General features: G+C 53.6%; 12 protein-coding genes. 8 read left to right on the forward strand and 4 right to left on the reverse strand.

The window, feature by feature from the left end:
• The first annotated feature begins 33 nt into the window (after window positions 1-33).
• On the forward strand, window positions 34-744 hold the full coding sequence (locus ABLV75_RS03500) for a YnfC family lipoprotein (RefSeq protein ID WP_004102453.1): 711 nt from the start codon (window positions 34-36) through the stop codon (window positions 742-744).
• Here the strand turns inward: ABLV75_RS03500 and speG are convergent.
• Complete coding sequence (speG, locus tag ABLV75_RS03505; protein ID WP_004102449.1) at window positions 738-1,298, reverse strand: spermidine N1-acetyltransferase; 561 nt, start codon at window positions 1,296-1,298, stop codon at window positions 738-740. The two genes, ABLV75_RS03500 and speG, sit on opposite strands and share 7 nt — an antisense overlap.
• A 60-nt stretch (window positions 1,299-1,358) precedes the next feature.
• Window positions 1,359-1,700, reverse strand: a complete 342-nt coding sequence (locus tag ABLV75_RS03510) for a DUF1283 family protein (RefSeq protein WP_004102447.1) — start codon at window positions 1,698-1,700, stop codon at window positions 1,359-1,361.
• A 136-nt stretch (window positions 1,701-1,836) separates the two neighbouring features.
• Between ABLV75_RS03510 and ABLV75_RS03515 the strand changes: the two genes are divergently transcribed.
• The 6 genes from ABLV75_RS03515 (at window position 1,837) to ABLV75_RS03540 (ending at window position 8,441) form a co-directional block, all read left to right on the forward strand.
• A complete protein-coding gene (locus tag ABLV75_RS03515) occupies window positions 1,837-2,163 on the forward strand; it encodes a YnfA family protein (RefSeq protein ID WP_004102445.1) in 327 nt (108 codons plus the stop codon).
• 210 nt (window positions 2,164-2,373) lie between these two features.
• Complete coding sequence (rspA, locus tag ABLV75_RS03520; protein ID WP_004113339.1) at window positions 2,374-3,588, forward strand: starvation-sensing protein RspA; 1,215 nt, start codon at window positions 2,374-2,376, stop codon at window positions 3,586-3,588.
• Window positions 3,589-3,603: 15 nt separating this feature from the next.
• A complete protein-coding gene (locus ABLV75_RS03525) occupies window positions 3,604-4,623 on the forward strand; it encodes a Zn-dependent oxidoreductase (RefSeq protein ID WP_064356525.1) in 1,020 nt (339 codons plus the stop codon).
• A gap of 43 nt (window positions 4,624-4,666) precedes the next feature.
• Complete coding sequence (locus ABLV75_RS03530; RefSeq protein ID WP_004102438.1) at window positions 4,667-6,043, forward strand: MFS transporter; 1,377 nt, start codon at window positions 4,667-4,669, stop codon at window positions 6,041-6,043.
• Between the two features lie 234 nt (window positions 6,044-6,277).
• Window positions 6,278-7,741 carry a mannitol dehydrogenase family protein gene (locus tag ABLV75_RS03535; RefSeq protein ID WP_004113336.1) on the forward strand — a complete coding sequence of 488 codons (1,464 nt, stop codon included), beginning with the start codon at window positions 6,278-6,280 and terminating at the stop codon, window positions 7,739-7,741.
• Between the two features lie 268 nt (window positions 7,742-8,009).
• A complete protein-coding gene (locus ABLV75_RS03540; RefSeq protein ID WP_004102436.1) occupies window positions 8,010-8,441 on the forward strand; it encodes a universal stress protein in 432 nt (143 codons plus the stop codon).
• Between the two features lie 51 nt (window positions 8,442-8,492).
• Here the strand turns inward: ABLV75_RS03540 and ABLV75_RS03545 are convergent, their stop codons facing one another.
• Complete coding sequence (locus ABLV75_RS03545; RefSeq protein WP_004102435.1) at window positions 8,493-9,179, reverse strand: GntR family transcriptional regulator; 687 nt, start codon at window positions 9,177-9,179, stop codon at window positions 8,493-8,495.
• 89 nt (window positions 9,180-9,268) lie between these two features.
• Complete coding sequence (ydfG, locus tag ABLV75_RS03550; RefSeq protein WP_004102434.1) at window positions 9,269-10,018, reverse strand: bifunctional NADP-dependent 3-hydroxy acid dehydrogenase/3-hydroxypropionate dehydrogenase YdfG; 750 nt, start codon at window positions 10,016-10,018, stop codon at window positions 9,269-9,271.
• Window positions 10,019-10,190: 172 nt separating this feature from the next.
• Here ydfG and dcp point away from each other — a divergent pair, with 172 nt between their 5' ends.
• A complete protein-coding gene (gene dcp / locus ABLV75_RS03555) occupies window positions 10,191-12,233 on the forward strand; it encodes a peptidyl-dipeptidase Dcp (protein WP_004102433.1) in 2,043 nt (680 codons plus the stop codon).
• Window positions 12,234-12,274 lie beyond the last annotated feature (41 nt).

Consider the following 12,274-nt stretch of genomic DNA (forward strand, 5'->3'; position numbering starts at 1 on the left):
ATATGATTGTACTATGCACAAAAGGAATCGCGCGTGAAAAAACGGTTTTTGCTGTTACTGGCTGTCGGAGCGCTTAGCGCCTGCGATGAAAAGGGAGCTCCTCAGGCCTTCACTCCCGAAATGGCCAGTTTTTCTAACGAATTTGAGTTCGATCCGCTGCGTGGGCCGGTGAAAGAGTTTAGCCAGACGCTGTATGACGAACATGATGAAGTGGTGAAGTGGGTTAAAGGGCGTTTATCCAGCGAAGGGTGCTTTGACCTGCTGGCATTTGAAGACCTGGAGAACAAAACCGGCGCGGCGCTGGTGCTGGACGCGAACTACTATCTGGATGCGCAAAGCCAGGAAAAACGCCTGCGTTTGCAAGGAAAATGCCAGCTGGCGGAAATGCCTTCGGCGGGCGTGTCGTGGGAAACCGATGATAACGGATTTGTTGTGACCGCTCGCGGCAAGGAGAGCACCGCGACCTACCGCTATGATAGCGAAGGCTATCCGCTGGGTAAAACGACCACCGCTAAAGGCGAGCGTTTTACGGTAAGCTCAACGCCGTCGTCCGATCCGCGCAAAAAGATGGACTACACCGCAGTGAGCATCTTTAATGACCGCACGCTGGGCAACGTAAGTCAGACCTGCGATTACGACGACCACGACAACCCGGTAAGCTGTGAGCTTAAGGTTGTCGACGACAGCGTACAGCCTGCGCTGATCCGCCACTACACCATCAAAAGCACCATTGACTATTACTGAGCCGTCGGTTTCAGCAGCGTCTGGCCCTGTGGTTTATGCTCGGCCAGATACTGGTGCTGGAACAGGCACATACGGATGGTATTGCGATATTCACCGTTAATAAAGAATTCGTGGATCAGTTCACCTTCCACCATAAATCCGAGCTTGCGGTAGATGTGGATCGCTTTTTCATTTTCTTTATCGACGATAAGGTAGAGCTTATATAAGTTGAGCACCATAAAGCCGTAATCCATGGCGAGCTTAGCGGCGCGGGTGGCCAGTCCTTTGCCCTGATAATCAGGGGAGATGATGATCTGAAACTCAGCGCGACGGTGCACGTGGTTGATTTCAACCAGCTCAACCAGTCCGGCCTTTTCGCCGTCGCATTCAATAACAAAGCGGCGTTCGCTCTGATCGTGAATGTGCTTGTCGTACAGGTCGGAAAGTTCAACAAAGGCTTCATAGGGCTCTTCAAACCAGTAGCGCATAACGCTGGCGTTGTTGTCGAGCTGGTGGACAAAGCGGAGGTCTTCGCGCTCAAGCGGGCGGAGTTTGACGTGATAAGCGTCAGTCATGGGAATACCTGTGTGTTATAGCGAAGTTTTACTGATTATGGCGCCCGCAGGCGCCATACATTACGGAGTAATAGTGCGGCCAGTGCGGCGGTCAAGGCAGCGCAGGGTGTTAGGTTCCCAGTACGCGTTGACGTTCGCGCTCTTCTGGCAGTTGTCCTGGGCATCAAAAGCCACGTCGGCTTTGTCCCACTCTTTTTCGGCGCGCTTGTTGACCTTCTGACGTAAAGAGCGGGTGTCGTTCCACTGCTCTTTTTCCATCGCGGCCTGCTGGCGGCTCTGGGCGCTGTCGCCGGACTCAATGACCAGCTTGTCCGTTTTGGCGAACGACGATGCGGTAAAGACCATCGCGCTCAGCGCCAGCAGGGCGGTCAGACACCAGCGTTTGTTCAGTGTTGTGTTCATCACGATTTCCTTTAAGTGATCCCCGTGGTGTGAGTTTACTACATCTCCTTTCGACGGCATACCCGACAAAATAGAGTTAACGACGGCCATTATTGCGTAGAATGAGTTAACGCTTGCTCAACTTACGACGTTTTAAATGGTAAAAACCACGCTGCTTTTCTTTGCCACCGCGCTGTGCGAAATCATTGGCTGCTATTTACCGTGGCTATGGTTAAAACGTGGGGCGACGCCCTGGCTACTGATTCCGACCGGCCTGGCGTTGGCGCTTTTTGTCTGGCTGTTGACGCTGCACCCGGAGGCAAGTGGACGGGTGTACGCCGCTTATGGCGGGGTATATGTTTGCACCGCTCTGCTGTGGTTGCGTTTCGTCGATGGCGTCAAACTGAGCCATTATGATTGGGCCGGGGCGCTGGTTGCGCTGTGCGGCATGCTGATAATTGTGGCCGGCTGGGGACGCGCTTAGCCCTTCTTTTCTGTTAAAAAAGCCGGGGTAAATACCGCTATCCCGGCCTCTTTGTCTTGTGCATTAGCCCATTCCTTCTCCGTTTATACCCTCCCTGACCGCGCTGAGATAATGTGATCTGTCGCGTCTTTTTCGATCGTTATACTTGTATGGTAGTAGGTCTGATGTTTTAATTTTGTTCACTAACCGCATAGAAGTAAGGAAGAAGAAATGAAGATCGTTGCCGCTGAAGTTTTCGTCACCTGCCCGGGACGCAACTTCGTCACCCTTAAGATCACCACTGATGATGGTATCGTCGGTTTAGGTGACGCGACGCTAAACGGCCGCGAGCTGTCCGTTGCATCGTATCTGCGGGATCACCTCTGCCCGCAGCTGATTGGCCGCGATGCGCACCGCATAGAAGATATCTGGCAGTTTTTCTACAAGGGCGCCTACTGGCGTCGCGGCCCGGTCACGATGTCGGCGATTTCCGCTATCGATATGGCGCTGTGGGATATCAAAGCGAAGGCTGCGGGTATGCCGCTGTATCAGCTGCTGGGCGGGGCTTCGCGGGAAGGGGTCATGGTTTATTGCCATACCACCGGCCACTCTATTGACGAAGTGCTGGACGACTACGCGCGCCATAAAGAGATGGGGTTTAAAGCGATTCGCGTGCAGTGCGGCGTGCCGGGAATGAAAACCACTTACGGTATGGCGAAAGGTAAAGGCCAGGCCTACGAACCGGCAACGAAAGGCCAGTGGCCGGAAGAACAGCTATGGTCCACCGAAAAGTATCTCGATTTCACTCCGCGCCTGTTTGCCGCCGTGCGCGAAAAGTTTGGTTTTGACGAGCATCTGCTGCACGACATGCACCATCGCCTGACGCCGATCGAAGCGGCGCGTTTTGGCAAAAGCATTGAAGAGTACCGCCTGTTCTGGATGGAAGACCCGACCCCGGCAGAAAACCAGGAGTGCTTCCGTTTAATTCGTCAGCATACCGTCACGCCGATTGCCGTTGGAGAAGTGTTCAACAGCATCTGGGACTGTAAACAGCTGATTGAAGAGCAGCTGATTGACTATATCCGTACCACCATCACTCACGCAGGCGGGATTACAGGAATGCGCCGGATTGCCGATTTCGCCTCGCTTTATCAGGTGCGCACCGGCTCGCACGGGCCGTCCGATCTCTCTCCGGTCTGCATGGCCGCCGCGCTGCATTTCGACCTGTGGGTACCGAATTTCGGCGTACAGGAATATATGGGCTACTCCGAGCAGATGCTGGAAGTTTTCCCGCATAGCTGGACATTTGATAACGGCTATATGCACCCGGGGGAAAAACCAGGACTCGGTATCGAATTTGATGAAAAACTGGCCGCGAAATACCCCTATGAACCGGCTTATCTGCCTGTCGCACGTCTGGAAGACGGCACGTTGTGGAACTGGTAACGAAGGAAATAACAAATGAAAAGTATCGTAATTCGTCAGCCGAATGAACTGGTGATTGAAGAGCGTCCGCTCCCGCAACCTGCCGCAGGAGAAGTACGGGTTAAGGTGAAACTGGCGGGAATATGCGGTTCCGATAGCCATATTTACCGTGGACATAATCCGTTTGCCAAATACCCGCGGGTGATAGGCCATGAATTTTTTTGCGTTATCGACGCCATTGGCGAGGGCGTTACCGACAAAGCCATCGGCCAGCGCGTGAGCGTTGATCCGGTCATTAGCTGCGGTCATTGCTACCCCTGTTCCGTGGGCAAGCCGAACGTCTGCACTTCGTTAGTGGTGCTTGGCGTGCATCGGGACGGGGGGTTTAGCGAATACGCGGTGGTGCCGGCGAAAAATGCCTGGCGGGTGCCTGACAACGTTTCCGACAAGGATGCGGTGATGATTGAGCCTTTCACTATTGCGGCCAACGTTACCGGGCACGTTTCGCCGACCGACCAGGATATTGCGCTGGTATACGGCGCGGGTCCTATGGGCCTGACGACCATACAGGTGCTGAAGCGGGTGTACCGCGTTAAGCAGGTTATCGTTGTCGACCGCATCGATGAACGCCTGCAGATGGCCGAGCGTAACGGAGCGGATTGGGTAATTAACAACAGCAATGAGCCTCTGGCTGACACGCTGAAGGCGCAGGGGATCCTTCCGACGCTGATCATTGATGCGGCCTGCCATCCCTCTATTTTACAAGAGGCGGTTACCCTGGCCTCGCCGGCGGCAAGAATTGTCTTGATGGGCTTCTCGACTGAGCCTTCGCAGGTGGCGCAGCAAGGAATTACGGGCAAAGAACTGTCGATTTTCTCATCGCGGCTTAACGCCAATAAATTCCCCGTGGTCATTGATTGGTTAGAACAAGGGTTAATTGATCCGCAGGAGTTGATTACCCACGAATTTGCGTATCAACACGTTGTTGACGCTCTTGAGCTTTTTGAAAATGACAGAAAACGTTGCTGCAAGGTTTTATTAACCTTCGGGCAATAATAACAGGTGCGGACTTTGTACCCTACAATTAGAGATAATCATTATGACTACCGTTAAAAATGAGAGAACCACTTCCGATCTCATTCGTGCAGCCGTATCTGGTTGGTTAGGTACTGCGCTGGAGTTTATGGATTTCCAGCTCTATTCCCTGGGCGCAGCGCTGGTTTTCCACGAGATATTTTTCCCGGAGCAATCTGCCGCTATGGCGCTTATTCTGGCGATGGGCACGTACGGCGCAGGCTATATTGCGCGCATCGTCGGCGCCTTTATTTTCGGTAAAATGGGCGACCGTATTGGGCGTAAGAAAGTCCTGTTTATTACCATCACGATGATGGGTATTTGCACTACGCTCATTGGCGTGCTGCCAACCTATGCGCAGGTGGGGATTTTAGCGCCGGTATTGCTGGTCACATTACGCATTATTCAGGGACTGGGCGCGGGCGCTGAAATATCCGGTGCGGGCACCATGCTGGCGGAATATGCGCCGAAAGGTAAGCGCGGAATTATCTCTTCGCTGGTAGCGATGGGAACCAACTGCGGTACCTTAAGCGCTACGGCTATCTGGGCGGTGATGTTCTTCGTGCTGGATCGCGAACAGCTCGTCGCGTGGGGATGGCGTGTGCCGTTCCTCGCCAGCGTAGTGGTGATGATCTTTGCCATCTGGCTGCGCCTCAATCTGAAAGAAAGCCCGGTATTTGAAAAGGTGAGTGAAGAAGGCAGTCTGCAAAATGGAGTGGCCGCTCAGGAAGGCTCCTTCAGCGCAATGCTGAAAAGTAAGTCTTTCTGGCTGGCCACGGGGCTGCGCTTTGGGCAGGCCGGAAATTCAGGGCTGTTGCAAACGTTCCTGGCGGGCTATCTGGTTCAAACCTTAATGTTTGATAAAGGTATCCCCACCGATGCGCTAATGATCAGCTCCGTGATTGGTTTTATCACCATTCCATTCCTGGGCTGGCTGTCAGATAAAGTAGGGCGCCGCATCCCTTATATTATCATCAATATTTCAGCCATTATTCTGGCCTGGCCGATGCTGTCGATTATTGTTGATAAAAGCTACAGCGCGAGCACCATTATGGCGTCATTAATCGTTATTCATAACGTCGCTGTATTAGGCCTGTTTGCGCTGGAAAATATTACGATGGCTGAAATATTCGGCTCACGTAACCGCTTTACCCGCATGGCAATCTCTAAAGAGGCGGGTGGTTTAGTCGCGGTTGGCTTTGGTCCTGTTCTGGCCGGTATCTTCTGTAATATGACCGGTTCATGGATGCCCATTGTTGTTATGCTGGTGTGCTACTCAATCATCGGCTTAATTTCTGCCATCCTGATGCCTGAAGTTCGCGATCGCGATCTGAGCTTGCTGAATGATGCAGCGGATTGCGCACCGCAGAATAAAGCGGTGGGCAACGGACAATATATTTAAGCAGCATACATTCCGCACCGAATGATGATAGCCAAAAATAACAATCTGCCGGGCCTTTAGCCCGGCATTTTTCACGCTTTTAGTGCGTGAAATAGCACGGTAAATAACCCAATCTGTCTTGTATGGTAGTTGATAAAGGTCAAGGATATCATACCGGTTGCATGAGAGGGTTTATATCAACAGCCCATTCTCACTTCATGTGGGGATCCAGAAATCATAAATATGAGAGCCACCATGGAAAATATGCTTTTAACAGCGCATGCCACGCTGCCATCCTACGATCGTAACCGTCTCGTTCCGCGCATTGTCCATCTGGGCTTTGGCGCATTTCATCGCGCGCATCAGGCCGTATATACAGATATTCTGGCGACGGAGCACGACAGCGACTGGGGTTATATTGAGGTAAACCTGATCGGCGGCGAACAGCAGATTGCCGACCTGCAGCAGCAGGATTTACTTTATACCGTCGCGGAAATGTCGGCCGATGCCTGGACCGCTCGCGTTGTTGGCGTGGTTAAGCAGGCGATACATGCCCAGGTGGATGGCCTGGAAAGCGTCCTGGCGAAAATGTGCGAGCCCCAGGTCGCGATTGTGTCACTGACCATTACTGAAAAGGGCTACTGCCACTCTCCGGCCAGCGGCCAGCTGCAGCTGGACCATCCGTTAATTGCTGCCGATTTACAACATCCTCATCAACCGAAATCTGCGCCGGGCGTGGTGGTTGAAGCGCTGGCGCGGCGCAAAGCAGCAGGACTGCCGCCGTTCAGCGTCATGTCCTGCGATAATATGCCGGAAAACGGTCACGTAATGCGTAATGTCGTCTGCGCCTATGCTAACGCTGTCGATGCTGAGTTAGCCGAGTGGATTGCGCGTAATGTCACTTTTCCCTCCACTATGGTGGACCGCATCGTTCCGGCGGTAACGGCCGATACATTAGAGAAAATTGAGCAGCTTACCGGCGTTCGTGACCCGGCGGGCGTCGCCTGTGAGCCGTTTCGCCAGTGGGTCATCGAAGATAACTTTGTCGCCGGTCGTCCAGAATGGGAGAAAGCCGGCGCCGAACTGGTCTCTGACGTGCTGCCGTTTGAAGAGATGAAGCTGCGTATGCTAAACGGCAGCCACTCTTTCCTTGCCTGGCTGGGCTATCTGGCCGGCTACCAGCATATTAATGACTGCATGCTGGACGACAACTATCGCCGCGCCGCGCATGCGCTGATGATGACTGAGCAGGCGCCGACGCTAAGCGTGCAGGGCGTTGATCTGGCACGCTATGCCGGCCTGTTGATCGATCGCTATAGCAACCCGGCGCTGCAGCACCGTACCTGGCAGATAGCCATGGACGGCAGTCAGAAGCTACCGCAGCGGATGCTGGATTCGATTCGCTGGCACCTGGTTCATGGCAGCGACTTTACGCTGCTGGCGATGGGCGTTGCCGGCTGGATGCGCTACGTCAGCGGGGTGGACGACCGGGGGCAGGAAATTGAAATTTCCGATCCGCTATTGCCGATCATCCAGCAGACTGTCCAAAATAGCGCGGACGGAGAAGAGCGGGTTAAAGCGCTGATGGGCATTGAGGCTATTTTCGGCCAGGACCTGAGCCAGGAGCCCCGGTTTGTTAATGAGGTCACGCGCGCTTATCTGTCGCTGAAAAAACACGGAGCCAAAGCGACCGTTGCCGCCTGGGCTCAGGAGAACTAAACATGGTGCCGCCGATGATGGCGGCATTACTGTTACATACCATTTCTGAACACTATTTTTATGTTCAGGGAGGGCTGTTTAAATAATAAATCTTGATCCAGATCGTTGAATATACATAACTTTATCTAACAACAGTTAAGTATAAATAATTGGCGTTTATTTTAATCTCTAAAGTATTTATTTGGGTGATTTATCATTCACCTGCTGAAGTAACTATGGCATGATGAGTTAACTTACTAAGTTTCCTCAGAAAAAAGGAGAACGGTCTATGTACAAAAAAATTTTGTTGCCAGTAGACGTTTTTGAAATGGATTTAAGTGATAAGGCGGTGCGTCATGCCGAGTTTTTGGCCTCAGCGGATGAAGGTGAAATAACGCTGCTCAACGTTCTGCCGAACAGCAGTAGCTCAATATTGCGCGGCTTTGCGGCTGATATACGTAAGTTTGAAGCCTATATGCGCGAGGAGTCGGAGAAAAAAATGAAGACGATATCCCGTCTGTTCTCGATTCCCGCCGGGCGAATTCACTCCAGAGTGGTGTTTGGCAACGTACGTGATGAAATCCTGGCGGTGAGCAGTAATGAAGAATTTGATGTTATCGTTATTGGCTCCCGTAAACCGGGAATATCAACCCATCTGTTGGGCTCTAACGCCGAGTCGATTTTACGCCACGCCAAAATACCGGTTTTGGTTGTCAGATAATACCGATCATTTTGTTTCTGGCGGCAGAGAAACGTTCTGCCGCTACGCATTTTACTCTTCGCTAAACCAGTCGCTATTTTCCTGACGTACCAGCAGCACGGATTCGCTAATTTCTTGCAGATGCAGGCTCATCGCCTTTTCAACCGCATCCGGGTTGCGGGCCACCAGCGGCTGGAAAATATCATAATGCTGGCGCAGCATCATATCGGGAGGAGTGACGTGATCGAGGCTCATGTAGCGCACCCGGTCAATGGTGGCTTTAATGTTTTCAACGGTATCCCAGGCGAGCTGGCAGTCGGCAATTTGCGAAAGCTTCTGATGAAACTCATCATCCAGCTGGAAAAAATCGGTTAACTGCTGGCGCTCAACCGCCGTGCGCTGCTGATTAAGATTTTGCTCAAGCTGGTAGAGCTGCTCATCATTCACCATTCCGGCAGCGCGTCGCACCACGGCGCATTCGATAGCCTGGCGGACAAAACAACCGTTGCGTACCTGCGAGAGAGAGATCTTATTTACGTAGCTGCCGCGCTGCGGACGGATCTGGATCAGGCCATTTTCAGCCAGTTTTATAAAGGCTTCGCGCACCGGCTGGCGAGAAACGTCAAAGCGCACGGAGACTTCTTTCTCCGAAAGCGGGGTTCCGGGCGGAATCAGACAATGGACGATATCCCGACGAAGGATACGATAAATTTGCTGATTTACGGGCTGTGTCGGATTCAGTTGAGCTTCTGCGGCCATTGATGGTTACTTTTTATAAGGTAGTTGCGCTATTTTACGGGATTTTTACCGTCCAGCCCAGACCCGGCCTGCAGGCCGGGTCACGGAGCTTAGCCCTGACGGTGAACGTTCAGTCCGGCAAAACTTTGGCTGACCGGCATCATTTCCAGGGTGTTGATGTTGACGTGTTTTGGCAGGTTCGCGACCCACCAGACCGCTTCGGTGACGTCTTCCGGCGTCAGGGCTTCGGTATTCTCGTAGGCTTTACCCGCCTTCGCGTCGTCACCTTTAAAGCGCACGTTAGAGAATTCGGTTCCGCCAACCAGGCCCGGTTCAATATCGGTCACGCGCAGGGCCGTACCGTGCAGGTCTGTACGCAGGTTCAGGCTGAACTGGCGCACAAACGCCTTGGTCGCGCCGTAGACGTTACCGCCTGCATATGGCCACGCGCCGGCGACCGAGCCGATGTTAATGATATGGCCGCGATTACGTTCAACCATTCCCGGCAGAACGGCGCGGGTCATATAAACCAGCCCTTTGTTATTGGTGTCAATCATGTCTTCCCAGTCTTCAATGCTGGCTTTATGGGCGGGTTCAAGACCCAGCGCAAGCCCGGCATTATTGACGAGAACATCAATCGCCTGCCAGTCAGCCGGCAGCCCGGCAATCATCTCTTCGATGGCTGCGCGATTGCGTACGTCCAGCTGGGCGGTATAAAGATTCTCGCCCAGCTCATCCTTAAGAGTTTTCAGGCGTTCTTCGCGACGCCCGGTGGCAATCACTTTGTGACCGTTAGCGATAAAACGGCGAGTAATGCTTTCACCAAAACCCGCGGTTGCTCCGGTAACCAGGATAATCATCTTACTGTTCCTCAACGCTTTTTGTGTCTTCATACCATAGCACGCGATCCCGGCGACGGGTAATGGAAATCATCAGTCAGACGTTGTCGATCGCGGCGATACACAGAGTATTGATTGCGGTCAATCAATGAGTTGCCTAATCTTACAGGATAATCGTTTTCAGGAGATGAAGATGTCGGAGAACAATCCTTTTTTCAGCGTTAGCCTGCTGCCTTATCAGGCGCCGCGTTTCGATCTGGTTGACGTCAGCCATTACCGACCCGCCTTCGACGAAGGCGTTCGTCGCCAGCGTAAAGAAATTGCCGCTATCGTTAATAACCCGCAGCCGGCTGATTTTGCCAATACCCTGGAGGCCCTGGAGCAGAGCGGTCAGCTGCTGGCGCGGGTAACCAACGTCTTTTTTGCGATGGCAGGCGCGGAGACTAACCCGACCATTCAGGCCCTCGATGAGCAGTTTTCCGCCGAGCTGGCTGAACTGGCTAACGATATCTGGCTCAACGATGCTCTTTTTCAGCGGGTGAAGCTGGTGTGGGAGCGGCGAGAATCGCTCTCCCTTGACGCCGAGTCCAGACGTCTCCTTGAGGTAACCTGGCAACGCTTTACCCTTGCGGGAGCCACGCTTGCGGAAGAGCAAAAAGCGGCGCTGCGCGCGCTGAATACCGAAGCGGCGGCGCTGCAAAGCCAGTTCCAACAGCGCCTGCTGGCGGCGGTAAAATCGGGTGGCCTGGCGGTGGATTATGTTCATCAGCTCACAGGTCTCAGCGATGATGAGATAAGCGCAGCGGCAGAAGCCGCGCAGGAGAAAGGGTTAAGCGGACGCTGGCTGCTTTCTCTGCTCAATACCACCCAGCAGCCTGCGCTGCTTTCGTTGCAGGATCGGCAAACGCGAGAAAATCTTTTTGCAGCTGGCTGGACGCGAAATCAGAAGGGCGATGCGAATGACACACGCGAGCTGGTGCTGCGGTTGACGGCAATCCGCGCGCGCAAAGCGCAACTGCTGGGCGCAGATGACTTTGCCAGCTGGTCGATGGCCGATCAGATGGCGGGCGCCCCGGCAGAGGCGTTTGCCTTTATGCGGCGAATCGCTCCGGCGGCGCGGGCGCGAGCCGAACAGGAGCTGGCGGATATTCAGCAGGTTATCGATCAGGAAGGCGGCGACTTCCGCGCGGCAGCGTGGGACTGGCTCTATTACGCAGAACAGGTGCGCCGGGCGAAATTTGCTATCGATGAAGCACAGCTTAAGCCCTATTTTGCTCTCGAGCGCGTTCTGCGTGATGGCGTATTCTGGGCAGCGACACAGCTGTTTGGCATTCGCTTTGTGGAACGATTCGATATCCCGGTTTATCACCCTGACGTGCGGGTCTGGGAAATCATCGACGCTAGCGGCGAGGGTATCGCACTTTTTTATGGCGACTATTTCTCGCGGGATAGCAAAAGCGGCGGGGCGTGGATGGGCGTATTTGTCGAACAATCCACCCTGCGTGCGCAGCATCCGGTTATCTACAACGTCTGTAACTATCAGAAACCGAAAGCCGGGCACAGCGCGTTGCTTTCCTGGGATGAAGTTATCACTTTATTTCACGAGTTTGGCCATACGCTGCACGGGCTGTTTGCCAGCCAGAAGTACGCCAGCCTGTCGGGAACCAATACGCCACGCGATTTTGTTGAGTTTCCTTCGCAGATTTATGAACATTGGGCCAGCGAGCCGCAGGTGTTTGCCCACTATGCGCGGCATTACCAAACCGGCGAGGCCATGCCGGCAGCGCTTCGCGACAGCATGTTCCGCGCGGCGAAGTTTAATAAAGGCTACGATATGAGTGAGCTGCTCGCGGCGGCGCTGCTGGATATGCACTGGCACAGCGTAGCCGTGGATAAGCTACCCGATGACGTTGATACTTTTGAAGCCGCAGCCCTGCATGCGGAGAAAATGGATCTTCCCGCCGTGCCGCCACGCTATCGTAGCAGCTACTTTTCGCATATTTTCGGCGGCGGCTACGCCGCGGGTTATTACGCCTATCTGTGGACGCAGATGCTGGCGGATGACGGCTACCAGTGGTTCGTTGAGCAGGGTGGTTTAACTCGTGAAAACGGCCAGCGCTTCCGCGAAGCGATTTTGTCTCGCGGCAATAGTACTGATTTAGCAGAACTTTATCGCCAGTGGCGCGGACACGATCCGCAGATTGAGCCGATGCTGGAAAACCGCGGGCTGAGTTAGTCGCGCGTTTTGACGAGTAGAAGAAGACCGGGCGCAGTTCA

The sequence above is a fragment of the Klebsiella sp. CN_Kp066 genome, assembly GCF_040065135.1.
GTDB lineage: Bacteria > Pseudomonadota > Gammaproteobacteria > Enterobacterales > Enterobacteriaceae > Klebsiella > Klebsiella oxytoca.